This window comes from Phaeobacter sp. S60 (genome assembly GCF_000826845.1).
Classification (GTDB): Bacteria; Pseudomonadota; Alphaproteobacteria; order Rhodobacterales; family Rhodobacteraceae; genus Phaeobacter; species Phaeobacter piscinae.
Window position 1 is genome coordinate 402,256 of the sequence record NZ_JSWJ01000003.1, and the last position, 19,206, is coordinate 421,461.

The following is a 19,206-nucleotide window of genomic DNA, read 5'->3' on the forward strand; positions in this document are numbered from 1 at the left end:
GGGATTCCGGTGTCAGAGCTCTCCGGCGAAGGCGCGGGTTTGGAGAGCGGCGAAAAGGGTTTCGAGTTCAATGGAGTGAGTTATACAATTCTCGATATGACTATTGGCGTTGTGAAGCCGCGCCGCAAATGCCTTCTGTTCTGCCATGGGCGGTAGCTTTATCGAAAGCCCCTTGATAATTCCCATGTTCAGCCCAGACATGATTGATCCCTTGGTTTGCTGTTCAAGTTGGCGATGCACATCTTCATCGAACAGAAACGCTGCGCGCAGGTATTCCGAGTGAATCTCGTCATGCTTCGGCGTCAGGCAGCATAGGTGCTTTGTATTGACCATAGTCGGTATGCCGGTAGGAACAACGGCACATCGGCCGCACGTGCCCATGATCGTAATCAATACATCTCCGGGGATTACCGTATATCTCTGGAGTGCTTTATATTTCTCTTCTGTTATGAACCGAGGCGTTTCTTCGACGAACTTATTGGTAACAACATTGTCGATCCCAAGGACGGGTATGCCAGCCTCGACGAGTTCGGATTTCAATAGCTGGCTGCCGAAGGGCCCCGTGCGACTGTTCACAACGACATCCTCGATCTTTGCGGTGGGCAGGTCAGATCGCTTCCCATACATTTCCGCGAAGATCGCGCCCGGGAGGGTGTCGAGTAGGGCGAGGGCTTCGCGGCGGCGGCGGCGCAGGGCGTCGGCCGCATCCAGTATCCCCGCAATCCGCCGCTGCTCCTTGAGGGGTGGGAGGGGGATTTCCATCGCCGCCAGTTCTATCGGAGACAATCGCGGGAGGTTCGCACCTGTCGCTCTATTGGCGACATGTGCGACTTGCTTTGGGGTGAGCAGAAAATGGAGTAGGAACTTCTTGTCGAGATCTCCCCCCGGTCGAATAGGCAGGATATCGGTGCTGCATACCCCCGAGACCAATGGGGCAACTACTTTCGCCAAGTAGGGACGGAGCTTGCCGAAGAGGATCGTATCCGCATCGAAGGCGAACTTGTTGCTGGACAGTTCTCCGGCTTCGACCTGGATCGGCGAAAACCTTTCACCTCCCGCCGATATGTGCTCAAGGCCAACATAAGTCGTTCCGGAGGTGATTGCCCCAGGCGCGACCGAGTTTCGCTCGATCGTCGCAACCTCTGAGAGCGTGGCCGTCGCCCAACTCATTCCGCCGCCTCCTGCTTCGCTGCCTGCGCCTGCTGCCAATCGTGGTAGGTCTGGCTCGCGCCTTTCACCTTCCACTCCACGCGGCCATTGCTGTGCCGGTCCAGCACGACGGCCGCCGCTGCCGACGGGCTGGAGAAGGACCATGGTTTTGCAAACCGCAGCTTGTTTGAGTCTGGCGGCATATCCTGCGGCACAAGCACGCGGTCGGCGATCAGTTTCTCTTTCGTCGCCGAGGCGGTTTTGTGCTGGACATAGCCAGTGCCGGTTAGGGCCTCGGACCCTTCCAACACGATAAACTCGCCGTCTTCTTCGACGGCCGTCGCTGCGATCCCGCTCTTGTGCCGGATCTCGAACTGCACCTCATCCGAGATCATGGAGGAGGACGGGTTCGCCTTGGCGCTAACTGCCTTCGGCTGTGGCTTCAGCATGTCCAGCCCGATGACCGGCAGGATGATCCGCAGGTTTGCCAGAAACTGCTCCATGTTGGCGATATCGGCCTCAGGTAAGCGCCGACGACTGGTGTCGGGGTGCGTGCCGTTATCGAGCGTCACGCGGCCCGATTTCGCGGTCTGCTCGATCAGCCGCGCCTCGAGATATTCGGCGTGGCCCTTCGACATATCGTCATCGCTGGTGGTGACGGTGACGGCCGTTTCCCAGAAGTCGCGCTTCACCGCGCTTTGCTTGATACGCTCGGCCACGGAGTTGCCCGAGCCGATGTAGACCCGCGTCGCCCCCGGCGTGTCAGGATCAGGGCCGGAGAGGATGTAGACGCCGGTGCGGTCCACCTCTTCGCGCGCGGTGAGATCGCCGAAGGCCGAGGCGCCCGAGACGAAGAGCAGCCCGGTCCAGCCGTGGATGGTCGCCTTGCGCAGGCCCGTGGGTTTGCCGTCCACCAGGAAGAGCTGGATGGTTCGGCCGAAGACGTCTCCAGTGCTCATTCGGCGGCCACATTCGTGTTGTCCTCAGCCAGCATCTTCTCGAGCTCTTCGAGGCCGTCGAAGATGTCCCGCTCCATCTCGCGCAGGCGCGACAGGATTTCGGTTGGCGGCTCGTGCTCGACCGCGTCATGTTCGATCTCGCGGTAGCGGTTGAGGCTGAGATCGTAGCCGGCGGCGGCGATCTCTTCCTTCGGGACAACGAAGCTGCGCGCGGTGCGGGGATTGTCTTTTTCAGCACCTTCACGTTCCTGCCAGCGTGCCAGCGCGTCGGGGAGGTCATTAAGCTTCGCTTCGTCCTCGGACAGTTCTGCCCAGGGGCCCAGCTTGTCCTCAGACACCAAGAGGTTGCGCTTGTCGTCCAAGCTGAGGCCGTCGGCGTGCAGGTCGTAGAACCACACGCCCTCGGTGCCCCCCGAATCGGTGCGTTGGAAGAGCAGGATGGCGGTAGAGACCCCGGCATAGGGGCGAAAAACACCGGCGGGGAGTTTGACGACGCCCTGAAGCTGCTGATCCTCGACCAGCATGCGCCGCACCTCCTTGTGGGCCTTGTTGGAACTGAAGAGCACGCCGTCTGGGACGACCACCGCCGCCCGGCCGCCACGCTTCAGGAGGCGGAGGAAGAGGGCCAGAAAGAGCAGTTCGGTCTTGCGGGTGTTGACGATACGGGTGAGATCCTTGGCAACCGCTTCGGCGTCAAGAGAGCCCGCAAAGGGTGGGTTCGCGAGGATCAGGGAATAGGCCTCGGCTTCGTCACCGTGTTCCTGAGTGAGGCTGTCGCGGTAGACAATAGATGCGTCCTCGAACCCATGCAGGGCCATGTTCATCGCACCGAGACGGAGCATCGTGCCGTCGAAGTCATGGCCATGGAACATGCGGCTTTCGATGTGCTGCCGAGCCTCTGTATTGGTCCAAGCGTCGGCATCGTGGGCGCGTAGGTAGTCGGCGGCGGCCACCAGGAAGCCAGCGGTGCCGCAAGCTGGATCGCAGATGAAATCGTCCCTTCGCGGCTCGGTCATGGCAACCATAAGGTTGATGATATGGCGGGGCGTGCGAAACTGGCCGTTCTGACCCGCGGCCGCCACTTTGGACAGCATGTATTCGTAGAGGTCGCCCTTTGTGTCCCGCTGTTTCATGGGGAGGTCCGAGATCAGATCGACCACCTTCGATAGTAGCCGTCCGGTGGGAATCTCATACCGAGCGCTTGCCATGTGCTTGCGCAGAGGTGCACCGTCCGAGCCGAGACGCCGAAGGAACGGGATCAGGTGGTTCTGAGCGGCTTCCTGCATCTCTGCCGCAGGGAGCGCTACGAAGCGTGGCCAACGTAGATCAGCGTAAGAGCGTCCGTCCGCGATCTTTTCGCCGTTCTCGTCGTGGATCGCAATGCCGTCGAGTTGATCTGGGAAAAGGTCACGCTCCAGAGCAGTGCCTCGGGCCCGAGCCTGACGCTCGGCCAAGGTCTGTGCGTCATCAAGTCCCTTGAGAAAGAGCAGCAGTGTCAGCTGTTCCATGACCGTCTGCGGGTTCGACAGCCCGCCGGTCCACATGGCGTTCCAGATCGCATCGACTTTAGACTTGAGATCACCGGTAATCATTCACTGCCCTCGCTTTTCGGCAATTCTGCCTGCTTTGGCAGGGAAGGTCTATCCCAGCTCGTTAAGCAGTGTGATTTTTGCTGAAAGCGTCAGGCAAGGCAGAGCAGTTCATAACGGGCATCAAGAGGCTACTCTCGATCAAGTGTGCGTTTCGGGAATCTCGAAAGGCAACTCTGGAGTATGTGTGGCTTTTTCCGAGTTGTCGTTCTTCTGTGAAGTCTCATCATTCGGCAGCCGCTCGAGACCCAAAAACGCGCGGTCCTTCGATCGTGTGATATGGGCTTCAACCCGGGCCAAACTGCGCCTGCGCGCATCGTCGGAAAGGGTTTTGAGGCCCGCCAAGTAGGCGGCCCCGTAGAGGAGCTTGCGACGGGCCTCGTTCTTGCGTTCTTGTTTCGTCGCCTGAGCTTTCAAGTCGCGAAGGCGATTTCGAAGCTGCTCACTTTTCTTCTCGATCGCTTCGATCTGCTCGTCGATTTTCGGCATCGTGCTTTCTCCGTGTTCAAGGTTCCATGGGGAGGAGATCGTGCCCGGTTTCGTGGATCGCAGCCGATAAACAGACTTCTTGTCGTGACCGGCCGGGATACCCCGCCAGTCCCGCGGAGCAATCCAAGGGCGCAATTACGCAAACTCGGGGAGTTTGCAGCGCGCCTGCCGCGGGCTTTTTACAGCGGAGATCGGCCACGGGCGCGATCTCCCCTTCATGAAACAGTTCAAGCTTCATCCCGCGAGCCATTGCCCGCTCATAGTCATGTCCCGGTCAGACGGGCGTTCTTCGGTTGCGGCTGCCGCCTATGCCTCGCGCACCCGCATGACGGATCAGCGGACCGGGCTCATCTACAACTACAAGAACCTGCACGGCTTATTGCGCGAAGGCTTGGTGAATTGGGAAGGAGAGGCTGAAGATCTTTGGAACGCTGCTGAAGCGAGTGAGACACGCATCAACGCCCGCGTTGCGCGGGAACTGCGGCCGGCACTGCCCGCCGAGCTGCCGCTCGACGAACAGCGCCGCCTTGTTCGAGGGTTTGCTCTCTTCCTGAAGGATAGATACGGCGTGGCTTGCCATTGGGTGATCCACGCGCCGACGTTCAAAGACAAGGATATCGGTAAATCTCTCTGGCCCGAAAAGGACGACAAGGCAGGGAAGGAAGCATACGAGGCAGCGTTCTATGACCCCGCTCTCACGAACCTAAATTTCCATGCTCATATCCGCTGGACCACACGAGAGGTCGACGGGAAGACTGGTGCATTCGGCAAGAAGACTCGTGTGCTCGACGATCGCAAAACCGGGCCCGAAGAGGTCAAAGCTATCCGCGCCGAATGGGAAAAGCGAACAAACGCTGCGCTGGAAAGGGCTGGGTCGAATGCACGTATCGACTTGCGATCCTATGAGGCTATGGCGACCGCCGGTGACGCCCCGGAAGGCCTGCGAGCACAGGAGCACGTCGGACCGCGAAGGACGGCCAAGATCCGCGCCGAGGTAAACGTCATGGACGAACCCATGGTGGCGGTGCGCAACGCTGCCGTCCGAGACGAGAACGAACGCCGGTGGGAGAGCTGGCTCGAGCTACGCCAGCTGGCACGCGAGAAAGCTCGCCTGGAGGGGGAGTCGGCGCGCATCGCTGAAGACAACGAGAGACGGCGCCGAGAGCAGGCCACGCTCGACAAGAAGATGGTCGAGAAAGCAAAGAACGACGAGGATCTCGCGGAGGCCATCGCCCAAGCTGGATCGATCGATACACCGAGCGCAGTGTGCCCCCTTGAAGCGGCCAAGCGGTGGGCGGCAAGCTCGGAGGAGTTGCCGGATGCTGGCGAGGCTACGTTCGACCGGGATGTTGATCTTGAAGCGGCTGCGGACCGGGATGCACCCCCGCCACCCGGAGAAAAACTCCGGGTGAAAAGGATCAACCGAGAACGTCAGCGCCGCAGAAATTAACCTGTTGGGTTAGACCTGCCAGCCTTGGTCGTCGCGATAGGCAATAAGCGTTTGATCCGCATGCGAGCGTTTTTCGAAGTCGCGGTTTACCACGAAGGTGTAGTCGGGGCAGACTTCCTTCCTCAGGCGCCAATGCTGGGCCGCGGTGAGCTGGCTTGCGACGAGCTTGTTGCAAGCGGCGACGTAGTCGGCGTTTTCTGCCACCGCTTTCAGCCGCTGGTGGTTCGACTCATTGCTGCGGATCGCTATCTCTTCCTCGATGAGCCGCACTCGCAGTTGCTCGCTGAGTGAGCCGCAGGAAATCGCCTTGGCGGCAGTCCAGCTCTGCAAGGGCCGTAGCTCCTCGGCCGCGGCCGAAAGCTCATCATCCGTCAGGCCGACGAGTTCACGCTGGGTCGCATTGCCTCGCTGTGTAATTTCCCGGCGGAGAAGGAAGTCGCCGAAATCGCGGGCGAGAGACCGCGCGGCGAAGCGTGAGGGGCCGAGCATGGGCACGTCTGTTTCGAAACCGTGCTCCCTGAATTTCTCCCGGGATTTTTCAATCTGCCGCGCCGTGAAGCCTTTTACGGTGCCAGAGGTCGTATAGTCGACGTGGACAAAGCAGCCGAGCGTGGCACCGCTGCGCTCACGGTATGCCTTGCGCCATTCGGCCATCGACATGTCCGCTGTCTTGCGGTGAAGATCGGCGATGGCTGAAGCGAGCTTCGCAAGAACCGCGTTTGAGATATGGATGCCGGTCGTGATCATTCTTTTCTCCTCGAACTGATATCTGGTAGTGCTCATGATGTTGGTCCGATCAATTCAGCTCGGAAGTGAACAGAAGAATTTCTTCGCTACATCAGTGGGGTGGTGCCGTTCGACTGGCATGACACTGGTATTCCGGACAGGGATGAAGAGAGGCCTTTCGCTCGTCAGCTCGCTGCTTTCTGGGCCTGGGAGGGGTCAAGTGCCGCATTCCTTTCCGGTCGCGTCACTCGCGGGGCTTTTCGCGCGTGAATGAGCCGGCCAACTTCTGCTGAACTCGCTTCACCGACAACGATGCATTCGCTGCATTCGTCAATTCTGTGGCGCCCTTCCGCACCTCCAATCGCCCGGCTCCTCTTCGGGGAAGAAGCCTGGCGATTGGAGGTGTGCCATGAAAAATCAATCAAGCGTGCGGATGAACGATCAGAATACCGGCTCACGGCCGTTGGCCCGTTCCCGGGGTGCGCCCCCCGACCAGGGGCGATCAGGACCATCCCTGACGATCATTCAATGCATCTCTACGCGCAGGCTGGAATTCTACTGCGGGAGCGTTTTCCTGGCTGAAGTAGCGCCGTCGGAGCCGGGCAGCACCGATGAGGTGGCGGAAATTTACACAGTGGTTCTCATCGAACTCCTCAAGTTCCTCGAACAGGGATCGAACCATCAGCGCATGGAGATCCTGGAGGGGGTGAAGAAGCAGCCGGATCTGTCGTCCCCACCGATAGGCCCTGGACTACTGGCAGGCAGCGCCTCGATCATCGGACATTAGGCGAGACAGCGCCCAAGGCGACAGATGACTGAGGCGCGCAGCTTCTTCGTGGCTTCGGCTCTTCATTGCGAGAGCCGAAGCCACGAAGCCGCAGCTCGGGAAAACAGAGAGGTCGATCGAACTTGACCCGGCCGAGTGCCGGACCCTCCGAAAACAGGAGACAACATGTTCGACCTATATCCCAACTTCACCTCGGGGCTCGATGCTCTGCGCGCCTATGTCCAAGATCAGCGCGACGGTTTGCTGGAGGCTGCCGATCTGCTCGGTGGCTCTGCTGGTCTGCGCTTGGCGCTGACTGCTACCGACGGCCTTGCGCAGCGCCATCCGCCGACAGCGCGAACCCTCGAGGCCTGCGCAGAGTTGCTCGACCTGTTGAAGCTCGAGCACGTTCACGACCCGTCTCGGATCGAGTCGGAGCGCTTTGCTCTTCTCGACCCGGCCTGGCCGGTGGTCGAGGAAATCTGTCTGCTGGCCGACGGCTTCTGCGACGTTCTCGATGCCTACATGGACGAACCCGAAACCCACCGGGAGCAGTCTTCGCAGGTGGCAGCATGAGCGCGCAAATGAGGGGTCTGCCTCGGTTCTCCGATCTCGTAGAGGGGCTGGAGATGACCGAAGATGTCGTCGCAAAGCTGGCGACCGTTGCGGTCATGCAAGCGCACTACTTGGCAGAACAGATCCGAGAGATTGTCGTTCCGCTACTTCCCCCAGCGAAGCGGGCTTTCGCCGAGAGTATCGCGCGACGCATTGAGCGTGGACCTATCTTCGAGGACGCGGTCCTCCGCGACCTGGTGACTTTCAAGAGCATTCTCACCGCGCGGGTCGAGGCAGGAACCCACCGGTTCTGGCACGGCGACGAGCACCATTCTCGTGGCGGATACAAATCCGTCTATCGCGAGGATGACGCCTGCAAGCTTGCCGATGCCGTGGCCGAACTGGCGCTGCTGTCCGACATGACCTTGGCGACCCTGTCCGCCGCTGGTGCGGTGCGCCAGGTCGGGACCCTGATCGACGGCTGAGAACTGGCGGCGCCCCGTGGGGTGCCGTCAGCTTGAGGGGCCAGAGCCCCATCCCCGTGACAGGATCACCACGGGAGGGCGTGCCGGAACCTTCTTTCTGCTCCGATCGGCACGCCTCTTGAAGACTTTCAGTCGGCTGATTTGAGAAAGTTTCAATTGCCGACAATAGGTTAGCTGGCGCGCCGAATAAATGTTCGTTTGGCCGGGCATTTGGGGCGACTCGTCCGTTCCGGGTGAACCCACTGTTCTGTTCGCTACCGAATGGGTGGCGGAACACAGCAGCCGGCTTGGAAGGCGGAGCTGCTCCAAAAGAGGAACAGGGCATGAGCAACGCTCCACCAAATGAATTCGCCAACGCTGAACCAGCGCTCCTCCAAATGAAACCGCGCGTCCGTGTGACCATGGTCGCTGAACTGTCCGGACTCAAACCTCGCACGATTACCGGCCTCGCTGCGAAGGGAGAAATTCCCGGTGCTGCGAAATTCGGGGGCACCTGGACCTTCGATCAAGACAAAATCGTCCTGTGGCTCGAAAAGGGAAACCAATGCCAAAAAACGTCTACAAGCCCAAAGGCAGCAAAAAGTATCACCTCCGCGTCACGATCGACGGAAAAGAATTCCGCGAAACGCTTCGCACAACTTCTCAGCGGGTCGCCGAAAAAAAGGCCCGGGTGCGTATCGAAGAGCTGAAAGGCAAGGCCGAGCGCGGTGAAACAGATTGGCTCTTTCATGCCGGCTTCATGAGCTTTTATGATAATATGGACGCTGATGCCGACGAACACGGCTGGAGCGCCTCTACTTGCGAGCGCTACCGCACCAGCCTCCGCCGGATCGGACTGACATTGGTGGACATATTCAACGAGCGGAATGAAGATCTTGCGGAAGCTGGCGCTTGGGAAATCGGGCTGGCCGAGGTCACCGAGTTCGTCGCACTGCGCAAAGATGCGGGTGTGTCCGTGGCGACCATCAACCGCGATCTGACTGCGTTCAACCATCTAATGACCCACATCAAGAACAAGGGGTGGATCGAATTCAATCCAGTGCAGCTGTTTGAGAAGCAGGGAATGCGGGAGAAGCTTCCCCCGATCGTCCTGCCGACCGCACCGGCCATTGCACGGCTCACGGCGCGTGCCCCGGGCACGCTCACGTTCTTGCCTGATTTCCTGCATGAGACGGGGGGGCGGATCACGGAGATGTCAATGATCAAATGGAGCGATCTTTGTGGAATGGAGCGGCCGGTCGAAGGGAATGTCACGCTCACGTTGAACCACACAAAGGGCGATAAAGTTCGGACGATCACGCTTCGCCAGCGAGCGATAGACATCCTGCTGAAGATTCCTCGGTCGAACCGGTCGCCCTATGTCTTCTGGAACAAGACTGAGGATGGCTACTACAAGTCTGCGGCCAACCTGTTCTGGGACTACGCTCAAGAAGTCAACTTTGGCGCTCGGATGCACGACCTACGGCACAAGTTCGCGATCGACCGGCTGAAGGAAGGGTGGTCAGTCTACCGGGTGCAACGCTATATTGGACATGGATCGGTAAAAACGACGGAACGCTACTACTTTCGCTATCTCTCTCAGGAGCAACAGGCGATAGCCAACGCCGATGGTAACGTCGGTCTGTGAACTGCAAGTCATAGAAAGCCCAGAGCCCCGCCCAGCCCGGCGGGGCTTCGCCATTTGGAGCGAACTGAACCTGTGTGCGTCGTTTAGAAATTCCTTGCCGAGACGGCATAGTCGGCACAGCCGGCAGGGCAAAAAGTCGTCAAACTATGCCGAGATTGGCCAATATCTCCTGAAACCCGCCCCCTCGGGGCGAGTCGAGTAAATATCAATGATATAGGGGAATAATGGCGGAGAGACAGGGATTCGAACCCTGGGAACCCGTGAAGGCTCAACGGTTTTCGAGACCGCCCCGTTCGACCACTCCGGCACCTCTCCGCGGGGGGTGAAAGGGCGTTTAAAGTGGAATTCGCAGGCGCGCAAGAGGGGATTTGGCGCATTGAGCAGGAAAATGGATTTTTCATTGTCTCGCGCCAGAAAACGCTTAGGTTTTGGATTATGATACAGCTTATGTCGTTCCGAACCCGCGTGATGCAAACGCTCCTGAGCCTTGTTCTTGCATCATTATTCGCAATCACTGCTGCACAGGGCGCGGAGCGGGACAAGGTGATCGCCTTTCTTGAAACCACCGGGTTTGATGTGGCTCTCGACAGTATAGCCCTGTCGGCGGAGATGGCGCCGGATATGCTGGGGGTGGATGCCGGAGATTTTGGCGCTGCCTGGGTGCGGTTGTCGCAGGATGTGTTTGACCGGCAGGACATGCGCGAGATTGCACTCGGTATACTGGAAGAAACGCTGGAGGAGGACGCGTTGGCCCACGCCGCGGAGTTTTACGCCAGCCCGCTGGGGGCGCGTTTGGTGCAGGCGGAGAATGCCTCTCATATGATTGAGGATGATGAGACGAAGCAGCAGGCAGGGCTGCGCATCATCTCCGACTTGGTGGCCGAGGGCAGTGAGCGCCCGCAGCTGTTCCAGCGCATGGGGCAGGCAATCGATGCCGATGGCACAGGTGTGAAGGCGGTGCAGGAAATCCAGTTTCGGTTCCTGATGGCGGCGAGCGCCGCCGGTGTGATCGATCTACAGCTGGACGCGGACGGGTTGCGCGCCTTTATGAAGGATCAGCAGGCCTCAACCCAGATGGCGCTGCAGGCCGCGAATATGGCCGCAAACGCCTATACCTATCAGGCCTTCAACAATGAGGAACTGGAAGCGTATATTGTGGCGTTGGAGCATCCGCTGATGCAGCGGGTTTATGAGCTGCTCAATGCGGTGACATTCGAAATTACGGCCAACCGTTTCGAAGTGCTGGCCTACCGGCTAAAAGACCTGGAACCGGCGCAGGATCTCTGAAACGAAAACTGCACTACGACCGGTCCTGTTTCGGCTGCGCTAGGCGACACCCGCCTAGGGTTGACAGCTCCTCCGTTTCGCCGCATAAGCCCGCATCCCGGCCCGGATTCCCTGTGCCGGGGTTTATTTGTCATACGCCCCCACGGGGCGCGCTGTTCGAGGTGGCCTTCGGGTCGAAACGCTGGACGCATCTGATGCGAAAGGGACCGTAGGACGCGGGTAGAAAAGGAAAGACGCATATGTTTGCGGTCCTCAAAACCGGCGGCAAGCAGTACAAAGTTCAGGCCGGCGATATGCTGCGCGTGGAAAAATTGGCTGCTGATGCTGGCGAAACAATCCAGTTCAACGACGTCCTGATGCTCGGTGGTGATGCACCGGTTGTGGGTGCGCCCTTTGTTGACGGTGCTGCGGTTCAGGCCGAAGTCGTCGATCAGATCAAAGGCGAGAAGGTCATTCACTTTGTGAAGCGCCGTCGTAAGCACTCCTCCAAGCGCACCAAGGGTCACCGTCAGAAGCTGACTCTGGTCAAGATCACCGAGATCCTGGCCTCCGGCGCTGACAAGTCCGGCGTGAAAGCTGCCAGCGGTCAGGGCGATGCGCCTGCTGCCAAAGCCGCTCCGGCTGCAAAAAAGGCTGCGCCTGCTGCCTCCGGTGACAACCTCACCGAGCTGACAGGTGTTGGTCCCGCCGCTGCCAAGAAGCTGGAAGAAGCCGGTCTGACCAGCTTTGCCCAGATCGCGGCCTTGTCGGATGCTGACATTGCTGCTATCGACGCGGTCAAAGTGAAGCCCGAATGGGTTGAGCAGGCCAAAGAATTGGCTAAAGGCTAAGGAGATAGACAATGGCACATAAGAAAGCTGGTGGTTCCTCACGTAACGGCCGCGACTCAGCCGGTCGCCGCCTTGGCGTGAAACTCTATGGTGGCCAAGCGGCCATCTCTGGCAACATCATCGTACGTCAGCGCGGCACCAAGTTTTGGCCGGGCGAAGGCGTTGGCCTGGGCAAAGATCACACGATCTTTGCAACCACGGACGGTGCTGTGACCTTCCACAAAGGCCTCAAGGGCCGCACCTTTATTTCGGTTCTGCCAGTGGCGGAGGCCGCTGAATAAGCCGAACCTGAAAGGTAAGACACAATCAGGGGATCGGCGACATCGCCGGTCCCTTTTTTATTTTTGCCCCGGTGGCAGAACCTAACCAGTTCTCAACGGCTTTGCGTTAGGGCAGGGCGCAACAGTTTGTTAAGGCCCCGCGGTTTCATCCGGCAGCAAGATGAGTGTTGTTATTCTTCGAGAGGAGCAAGGGCATGAGTTTGGATCATAAAAGAGCAGAACAGCCCGTGATCGATGCAGGACGTTTTGTTCTGCGCCCATTGCGCAAATCTGATGAGGGGCTGATTGCCCATTATGTCAGCGATGAACGCGTTGCCCGCATGACAACCGCTATTCCACACCCGCTGCCGCCGGGCGCGATTGAGGCTTTTGTTGCCCGCGCCCTGGATGAGGACCGCGATGAAGATGTCTGGGCCATCGATGGCACCGCAGACGGTGGCGAGGAGCTGAAGGGCATTATCAGCCTCAAGCGGCTTGACCGCGACCAGAGCGAAGTCGGCTATTGGATTGCCCCGGTGTTCTGGAACAATGGCCTTGCCTCAGACGCGTTGCGCGCTTTGGTCGAGACCAATCCGCAAGGGTGTAACGCGCTCTTTGCCAGTGCGTTTCAGGACAATCCGGCCTCAGCACGTGTGCTGACCCATTGCGGGTTTGAGTATCTTGGCGATGCCGAGACCTTCTCCGTGGCGCGCGATGCAACCGTGCCAACCTGGACCTACAGCCGAAAACTGTGATTGGCGCGCCGCGCGGTTTGCGTTAAGTCGGGGCAGCAAGCCCCGGCACCGTCGGTACGCCCCATCTTATCCCTGCGCCCCTGGCGGCAGGTCATCAGCAAGGAGCTGACATGAAATTCCTCGATCTGGCCAAAGTCTACATTCGCTCCGGCGCGGGCGGGAACGGCTGCGTCAGCTTTCGCCGTGAAAAATTTATGGAATATGGCGGTCCCGACGGTGGTGACGGTGGTCGCGGTGGTTCCGTCTGGGTTGAGGTGACCGAAGGGCTGAACACGCTGATCGACTTCCGCTATCAGCAGCACTTCTTCGCCAAGAATGGCCAGTCTGGCATGGGCCGTCAGCGCACCGGCAAAGATGGCGATGATATCGTCCTGCGGGTTCCTGTCGGTACCGAGATCATGGATGAGGATCAGGAGACCGTTCTGGCCGACCTCACCGAGGTGGGGGAGCGTTTCCTGCTGGCAAAAGGCGGCAATGGCGGCTTTGGCAACCTGCATTTCAAAAGCGCGACCAACCAGGCTCCGCGTCGGGCCAATTCCGGTCAGGACGGGATTGAGCGCACCATCTGGCTGCGCCTGAAGCTGATCGCCGACGTCGGTCTGCTGGGCCTGCCCAATGCGGGCAAATCTACCTTCCTATCCGCGACCTCCAACGCGCGGCCCAAAATCGCTGACTACCCGTTTACCACGTTGCATCCCAACCTCGGCGTTGTGGGCATTGATGGGGTTGAATTTGTGGTGGCTGATATTCCCGGTCTGATTGCCGGCGCTCATGAGGGGCGTGGCATTGGCGACCGGTTCCTGGGGCATGTGGAGCGCTGCGCGGTGCTCTTGCATCTGGTAGATGGCACCTCGGACACCATTGCTGAGGATTACCAGACCATCATCAATGAGCTGGAAGCCTATGGTGGTGAGCTGGCGGAGAAGCCCCGTATCACGGCGCTGAACAAGATCGACTCCCTTGATGATGAAGAACGCGGCGAGGCCAAGGCCGCGCTGGAGGCTGCGGTGGGTGGACCTGTGTTCATGATGTCAGGTGTCAGCCGCGAAGGTCTGAACGAGGTGCTGCGGTCCATGCGGACCCAGATCGACGAAGATCGTCTGCGCCAGAAACCCCAAGAGGAGCAGGACACGTGGCAACCCTGACCAACGCCCAGCGTATCGTTGTCAAAATCGGGTCCGCCCTGTTGGTGGACCGGACAAGCGGTGCTTTGCGGGCGGATTGGTTGCGGGCCTTGGCGGCGGATGTTGCCTGGCTGAAATCCATGGGCAAGGATGTGATCCTTGTCTCATCCGGCTCTATCGCGTTGGGGCGTCGGGTGCTGGGGTTGGCGGCACAGGAGTTGCCGCTGGAGCAGTCCCAGGCCGCGGCTGCCGTTGGCCAAATCCGGCTCGCAGGCGCTTATGAGGAGGCGCTGGCCCCGCATGAGATCACCACCGCCCAAGTGCTGGTCACATTGGAAGACAGCGCCGACCGACGCCGCTATCTGAATTCCCGCGCCACGTTGGAGACGCTTATTGGCTTGGGCGTTGTGCCCATCGTTAATGAAAATGACACCATCGCCACCGATGAGATCCGCTATGGCGACAACGACCGGCTGGCGGCGCAGGTGGCGGTCACGGTTGGCGCCGATGCGCTCATCCTGCTGTCGGATGTTGATGGGTTCTACACAGCCAACCCGGCGTTGGATCCCACCGCCCGGCGCTATGACATCATCGACCAGATCACACCAGAGATTGAGGCGATGGCCGGCGATGGTGTTTCGGGTCTCTCCAAGGGCGGGATGATCACCAAGCTTCTGGCGGCCAAAATGGCGACGGCGGCGGGTTGCGCTATGGCGATTACCGAAGGTTCGCCCGATAATCCACTGAAGTTGCTCGAAAATGGTGCGGCCTCGACGTGGTTCGCCGCGCAGGATGATCCGCAGGTTGCACGCAAGCGCTGGATCGCGGCGATGAAGACACGCGGTGTGGTCTCTGTGGATGAAGGCGCGGCACGGGCACTCGGTTCCGGCAAGAGTCTATTGCCCGCTGGCATCCGACACATCGAAGGAGACTTTGGCCGCGGTGAGCCGCTGGCCATCCTGGGCCCAGACGGGCGAAAACTGGGGCAGGGGCTTAGCCGATATACAGCCGAGGAGGCCTCTGCCATCAAAGGGTGCCAGTCGATCGAGATCGAGGCCATCCTTGGTTATGCGGGCCGCGCTGCTGTCATTCACCGTGATGATATGGCGCTGTAACCGTGATCCATGTTAGGGCTGACCCGGCCTGACCGCGAGATGTGTCAAAGAGGGTCTACAAAGGGTTTCAACGAATGAATGAGACGCAAGATATTGCTGCGCTGATGGCCGATATTGGCAAACGCGCAAAGCAGGCCGCCGCAAAACTGGCGACAGCCACCGCTGAACGCAAAACGGCGGCGCTGAATGCGGCTGCGGATGCAGTTTGGGACACTCGTGCGGAGATCCTCTCCGCCAATGCCAAGGATCTTGATTTCGGTCGCAGTAAAGGGCTATCGCCCGCCATGATGGACCGGCTGTCGCTGGATGAGGACCGGATTTCGGGGATCGTTGCTGGGCTGCGCGCGGTTGCCGCACAACCCGACCCCGTGGGAGAGGTGTTGGCGGAATGGTCTCAGCCCTCTGGGTTGGACATTCAGCGGGTGCGCACTCCACTTGGGGTGATCGGCGTGATCTACGAAAGCCGCCCGAATGTGACTGCGGATGCCGGTGCGCTGTGCCTCAAATCCGGCAATGCGGTGATCCTGCGGGGCGGGTCGGAGAGTTTTCATTCCAGTCAGGCCATTCATGGCTGTTTGGCTGCGGGTCTGCGTGCCGCCAACCTGCCTGAGGACGCTGTTCAGCTGGTGCCGACGCGCGATCGTGCGGCTGTGCAGGAACTGCTCACGATGACCGATACGGTTGATGTGATTGTTCCGCGTGGCGGTAAGGGGTTGGTGGGGCTGGTCCAGCGCGAGGCGCGGGTGCCGGTCTTTGCACATTTGGAGGGGATCGTGCACATCTACCTCGACAAGGATGCAGATCCGCAAAAGGCGGTGGAGATCGTTCTGAACGCCAAAACCCGCAGGACGGGCATCTGTGGCGCGGCAGAATGTCTGCTAATCCACCGTGATATTGCCGAGACAATCGGCCGGGATGTGCTGACGGCGCTGGCGACAGCAGGGGTGGAAATCCGGGCTGAGGCTGGTCTGCCGGGGCCGGATGGCATGACAGCCGCCACAAGCGCGGACTGGGGCTGCGAATATCTGGATGCGATTATCGCGGCTAAGCAGGTCGATGATATCGACGCCGCGATTGCCCATATCCGTGCCCATCATTCGCAGCACACCGATTGCATCATCACCGAAAACGATGGTGCTGTGGCGCAGTTCTTCGCTGAGCTGGATAGCGCGATCCTGATGCACAATGCCTCAACCCAGTTTGCCGATGGTGGTGAATTTGGTATGGGAGCGGAGATCGGCATTGCGACGGGCAAGATGCACGCACGTGGGCCTGTCGGGGCGGCGCAGTTGACCAGCTTCAAATATCTGGTGCGTGGCCATGGTGCCGTACGCAGCTAATTGCGGACCAGTCTGACATTAGAAAAGCGCTGCAAGTGATTGCAGCGCTTTCATTATATCCGAGATTCAATCCAGCTTAAAAATGGACCGTGACGCGTTCCAGCGTCTGTTCCACGCGGACGGTGCGGCCCAAATCTTTTGCCGCCTCGGGCAGCATCGCGAACTGAACCAGCGCGGGTGTCACGGTTGCCGAGGAGGTGCCGCCGCTAACGCGCGCCCAGAGATCATCATCAATATTCAGCTTGCTGCCCTCACCGATGACGGTCCATTTCCCGTCGGCACAGAGGATCTTGACCGTGCCGCCATAGGGCAGGCCGGTTTCCAGGCACAGCGCCGCGAGGAAGGCAAGCCGTACCTCAGTCCGGCTGGAGGCCTCCTGCGGGGCCCATTGATATTTCAACCGGCCCCCTTTGCCGATATCTTCGAGAACGGAGACCACTTCGGCCCGGCTAATCTGCTGATCGCTGGCCGCGCCAAAAGCAATCCGAAAGAACCGGATACGGGCATTGGCATTGGCCACGCTGTCGGAGATCAACTCCAGCTCGGGACCGGACATATCTCCAGACATTCCAAGCAGTTCCAGCCCGTTGTTGATCGCGCCGATCGGGCTGATCAGGTCGTGGCAAATGCGCGACCCTATCAAAGCCGCGAGATTAGCGTTATCTACTGACATATCTTTCCTCCGAAGTGGGCCCTCACACATGAACGACCTGAACGCTATACTTGCCCCTGGCATGTTCGTGACCCATCCCGACCACCCCGAGTGGGGCACCGGGCAGGTTCAGTCCAACGCTGCCGGCAAGATCACCGTGAATTTCCCCGATCAGGGTAAGGTGGTGTTCAACGGCGCTCAGGTGGCCCTTATTCCAGTCTTTGATCCGTCATAAGCGTTGATGAACGGTTAACGCCTGTTCACCAATTTGAACGAAACTTGCACATGCCGTGCCTTATAGGCTAGCTGCACGCAAGGCAAACCATTGTTGAGCAAGGTCATGGGCGACAGTTCCCCTGCGTTTCAGGTCAAACTGGCACAGACATCAGCGGATTTACGCGCGGCGCAGGCGCTTCGGTACGACGTCTTTGTCAGCGAACTGGGCGGTGGTGGGGCTTTGGTGGACCATGATGCCGGTTTGGAGCGGGATCATTTCGATGCGTTTTGTGACCATCTATTGCTCTGGGATCTGGAGCGCAATGCGGTGGTGGGTGTTTATCGTCTGCTGCGGAGCGATCAGGCCCTGCGCGCGGGGCAATTCTATTCCGAGGGCGAATATGATCTCTCCAAACTGACAGCATCGGGTCGTAAGCTGTTGGAACTGGGGCGATCCTGCCTGCATCCGGATTACCGCGGTGGCACCGCCATGTTCCATCTGTGGTCCGCTTTGGCAGACTATGTGGCGGAACATGAGGTTGAAATCCTGTTTGGCGTTGCCAGCTTTCACGGGACCGATACCGCGCCGCTGGCCAATGCGCTGTCGATGCTCTACCACAATCATCTGGCACCTGAGGCGCTGCGCCCCGTCGCGCGTGAGTATCAGTCGATGGAGTTGATCGCAGTAGATGATTTGGACCGCCGTCAGGCGATGCTGGACACCCCAGCCCTGATCAAGGCCTATCTGCGCCTGGGGGGCTGCGTCGGAGATGGTGCGTTTGTTGATCATGCGTTCAACACAACGGATGTCTGCCTCGTACTTGACACCGCGCGGATGAATGCGCGGCAAAAACGGATCTACGGCGCAGGGCGGAGCACCACATGAGCACCTGGGAGGGCGGTGACGCCGCAGCTCCGATAGAGATCAGCGGCACGGGCTGGATGCGGGTTGCCCTTCGTGGATTACTGCTGGGAGTGTTGGTTTTTGGCGGGTTGCTGATCCTGCTGCTGGTTCGCCTGGTTGAACGTCCGCTCTGCGGCTTGAATCGGCCGGTCACCCCCTTCATCACGCAATGGGTTTGCCGCAATGCATTCCGCGTCCTTGGTATGAGGTTTCGCACCAAGGGCGCCTTGATGACAAACCGCGGTGCGGTGGTGGCGAACCACACCTCGTGGCTGGATATTTTTGCCCTTAATGCGCGCAAACGGATCTATTTCGTCTCCAAGGCAGAGGTCGCTGGCTGGCCTGGTATCGGCTGGCTGGCGCGCGCAACCGGCACCGTTTTTATCAAGCGGGATGTAAGGGAGGCGCAAAAACAGACGGCCTTGTTTCAAAAACGTCTGCTTCTGGGGCATAAGCTGTTGTTCTTCCCGGAGGGGACATCGACGGACGGTTTGCGGGTCTTGCCGTTCAAAACCACGCTTTTTGCGGCGTTTTTCCACCCAGAACTGCGCGATCATATTTCGATCCAACCGGTGTCCGTCGTGTTTCTTCCGCCCGAAGGTGAAGAGCCACGTTTCTACGGTTGGTGGGGAGATATGGACTTTGGCCCGCATCTGTTGAAAACCCTTGCGGCGCGGCGTCAGGGCGAGGTTGTACTGCACTATCATGATCCGCTTCGGGTGTCCGACTATTCCGATCGCAAAGCATTGGCCGCCGCCTGCGAGGCGCGGGTCAGGGCGGGACATACTATGCTGCGGTCAGGTGGCGTGCTCGCAAACGGACAGGTTACCCCTACCACCTAAGCGGTGGAGGGGAGAGCGGTCAGACTTTTGCTCTTGCGCATTCCACGGGGCTGGCATATACGCGCGCCATTCAATCCGCAGGTGGG

The 19,206-nt window shown here is 59.5% G+C and carries 21 protein-coding genes, 1 tRNA gene and 1 pseudogene; 16 read left to right on the forward strand and 7 right to left on the reverse strand.

Annotated elements, in window-relative coordinates:
• Positions 1 to 12: 12 nt before the first annotated feature.
• The 4 genes from OO25_RS03420 to OO25_RS03435 all read right to left on the reverse strand — a co-directional run bounded on the left by OO25_RS03420 (position 13) and on the right by OO25_RS03435 (position 4,186).
• Complete coding sequence (locus tag OO25_RS03420; protein ID WP_082035282.1) at positions 13 to 1,170, reverse strand: restriction endonuclease subunit S; 1,158 nt, start codon at positions 1,168 to 1,170, stop codon at positions 13 to 15.
• A complete protein-coding gene (locus OO25_RS03425) occupies positions 1,167 to 2,108 on the reverse strand; it encodes a GIY-YIG nuclease family protein (protein WP_040178477.1) in 942 nt (313 codons plus the stop codon). Before OO25_RS03425 ends, OO25_RS03420 begins: the two co-directional genes overlap by 4 nt.
• Positions 2,105 to 3,700, reverse strand: a complete 1,596-nt coding sequence (locus OO25_RS03430; RefSeq protein ID WP_040178481.1) for a class I SAM-dependent DNA methyltransferase — start codon at positions 3,698 to 3,700, stop codon at positions 2,105 to 2,107. The genes OO25_RS03425 and OO25_RS03430 overlap by 4 nt, the downstream gene beginning before the upstream one ends.
• 138 nt (positions 3,701 to 3,838) lie before the next feature.
• Positions 3,839 to 4,186 carry a hypothetical protein gene (locus tag OO25_RS03435; RefSeq protein WP_040178482.1) on the reverse strand — a complete coding sequence of 116 codons (348 nt, stop codon included), beginning with the start codon at positions 4,184 to 4,186 and terminating at the stop codon, positions 3,839 to 3,841.
• 217 nt (positions 4,187 to 4,403) lie between these two features.
• Here OO25_RS03435 and OO25_RS03440 point away from each other — a divergent pair, with 217 nt between their 5' ends.
• On the forward strand, positions 4,404 to 5,636 hold the full coding sequence (locus OO25_RS03440) for a MobA/MobL family protein (RefSeq protein ID WP_040178731.1): 1,233 nt from the start codon (positions 4,404 to 4,406) through the stop codon (positions 5,634 to 5,636).
• 9 nt (positions 5,637 to 5,645) lie between these two features.
• Here OO25_RS03440 and OO25_RS03445 read toward each other — a convergent pair whose 3' ends face one another.
• The gene (locus tag OO25_RS03445) at positions 5,646 to 6,383 is read right to left on the reverse strand and encodes a hypothetical protein (protein WP_040178483.1); all 738 of its coding nucleotides are present in this window, start codon (positions 6,381 to 6,383) and stop codon (positions 5,646 to 5,648) included.
• A gap of 388 nt (positions 6,384 to 6,771) precedes the next feature.
• Between OO25_RS03445 and OO25_RS03450 the strand changes: the two genes are divergently transcribed.
• The 5 genes and pseudogenes from OO25_RS03450 to OO25_RS03465 all read left to right on the forward strand — a co-directional run bounded on the left by OO25_RS03450 (position 6,772) and on the right by OO25_RS03465 (position 9,795).
• On the forward strand, positions 6,772 to 7,149 hold the full coding sequence (locus OO25_RS03450) for a hypothetical protein (RefSeq protein WP_139044748.1): 378 nt from the start codon (positions 6,772 to 6,774) through the stop codon (positions 7,147 to 7,149).
• 165 nt (positions 7,150 to 7,314) lie between these two features.
• Positions 7,315 to 7,704 carry a hypothetical protein gene (locus OO25_RS03455; RefSeq protein ID WP_052465587.1) on the forward strand — a complete coding sequence of 130 codons (390 nt, stop codon included), beginning with the start codon at positions 7,315 to 7,317 and terminating at the stop codon, positions 7,702 to 7,704.
• A gap of 53 nt (positions 7,705 to 7,757) precedes the next feature.
• Positions 7,758 to 8,168 carry a hypothetical protein gene (locus OO25_RS03460; protein ID WP_139044749.1) on the forward strand — a complete coding sequence of 137 codons (411 nt, stop codon included), beginning with the start codon at positions 7,758 to 7,760 and terminating at the stop codon, positions 8,166 to 8,168.
• 401 nt (positions 8,169 to 8,569) lie between these two features.
• Positions 8,570 to 8,695: pseudogene (locus tag OO25_RS23415) on the forward strand (helix-turn-helix domain-containing protein); the annotation flags it as partial.
• A gap of 17 nt (positions 8,696 to 8,712) precedes the next feature.
• Positions 8,713 to 9,795: a tyrosine-type recombinase/integrase gene (locus OO25_RS03465; protein ID WP_040178488.1), complete on the forward strand. Its 1,083-nt coding sequence runs from the start codon at positions 8,713 to 8,715 to the stop codon at positions 9,793 to 9,795.
• Positions 9,796 to 10,020: 225 nt separating this feature from the next.
• On the opposite strand, the gene OO25_RS03470 is transcribed toward OO25_RS03465, so the two are convergent.
• Positions 10,021 to 10,110: transfer RNA gene (locus OO25_RS03470), tRNA-Ser, on the reverse strand.
• Positions 10,111 to 10,230: 120 nt separating this feature from the next.
• On the opposite strand from OO25_RS03470, the gene OO25_RS03475 reads away from it, so the two are divergent.
• From OO25_RS03475 to OO25_RS03505, 7 genes are all read left to right on the forward strand, one after another.
• A complete protein-coding gene (locus OO25_RS03475) occupies positions 10,231 to 11,082 on the forward strand; it encodes a DUF2059 domain-containing protein (protein ID WP_040169593.1) in 852 nt (283 codons plus the stop codon).
• A 239-nt stretch (positions 11,083 to 11,321) separates the two neighbouring features.
• Entirely contained in the window at positions 11,322 to 11,912 is a 591-nt protein-coding gene (locus OO25_RS03480) for a 50S ribosomal protein L21 (protein WP_014879989.1), read from the forward strand.
• A gap of 11 nt (positions 11,913 to 11,923) precedes the next feature.
• Entirely contained in the window at positions 11,924 to 12,193 is a 270-nt protein-coding gene (gene rpmA, locus OO25_RS03485) for a 50S ribosomal protein L27 (RefSeq protein ID WP_014874659.1), read from the forward strand.
• Positions 12,194 to 12,387: 194 nt separating this feature from the next.
• Positions 12,388 to 12,927 (forward strand): GNAT family N-acetyltransferase, encoded by a 540-nt coding sequence (locus OO25_RS03490; protein ID WP_014879990.1) that lies wholly within the window; start codon positions 12,388 to 12,390, stop codon positions 12,925 to 12,927.
• Between the two features lie 110 nt (positions 12,928 to 13,037).
• Positions 13,038 to 14,072 carry a GTPase ObgE gene (obgE, locus tag OO25_RS03495; RefSeq protein ID WP_040178490.1) on the forward strand — a complete coding sequence of 345 codons (1,035 nt, stop codon included), beginning with the start codon at positions 13,038 to 13,040 and terminating at the stop codon, positions 14,070 to 14,072.
• A complete protein-coding gene (gene proB / locus OO25_RS03500) occupies positions 14,060 to 15,166 on the forward strand; it encodes a glutamate 5-kinase (RefSeq protein ID WP_040178491.1) in 1,107 nt (368 codons plus the stop codon). The genes obgE and proB overlap by 13 nt, the downstream gene beginning before the upstream one ends.
• A gap of 74 nt (positions 15,167 to 15,240) precedes the next feature.
• Positions 15,241 to 16,506, forward strand: a complete 1,266-nt coding sequence (locus tag OO25_RS03505; protein WP_040178492.1) for a glutamate-5-semialdehyde dehydrogenase — start codon at positions 15,241 to 15,243, stop codon at positions 16,504 to 16,506.
• 76 nt (positions 16,507 to 16,582) lie between these two features.
• Here OO25_RS03505 and OO25_RS03510 read toward each other — a convergent pair whose 3' ends face one another.
• A complete protein-coding gene (locus OO25_RS03510) occupies positions 16,583 to 17,179 on the reverse strand; it encodes a histidine phosphotransferase family protein (protein WP_014874664.1) in 597 nt (198 codons plus the stop codon).
• Positions 17,180 to 17,207: 28 nt separating this feature from the next.
• Here OO25_RS03510 and OO25_RS03515 point away from each other — a divergent pair, with 28 nt between their 5' ends.
• The 3 genes from OO25_RS03515 to OO25_RS03525 all read left to right on the forward strand — a co-directional run bounded on the left by OO25_RS03515 (position 17,208) and on the right by OO25_RS03525 (position 19,120).
• On the forward strand, positions 17,208 to 17,393 hold the full coding sequence (locus OO25_RS03515) for a DUF3553 domain-containing protein (protein ID WP_014879994.1): 186 nt from the start codon (positions 17,208 to 17,210) through the stop codon (positions 17,391 to 17,393).
• Between the two features lie 105 nt (positions 17,394 to 17,498).
• Positions 17,499 to 18,260, forward strand: a complete 762-nt coding sequence (locus tag OO25_RS03520; RefSeq protein WP_040178494.1) for a GNAT family N-acetyltransferase — start codon at positions 17,499 to 17,501, stop codon at positions 18,258 to 18,260.
• Entirely contained in the window at positions 18,257 to 19,120 is an 864-nt protein-coding gene (locus tag OO25_RS03525; protein WP_040178496.1) for a 1-acyl-sn-glycerol-3-phosphate acyltransferase, read from the forward strand. Before OO25_RS03520 ends, OO25_RS03525 begins: the two co-directional genes overlap by 4 nt.
• The last annotated feature ends 86 nt before the right edge of the window (positions 19,121 to 19,206 follow it).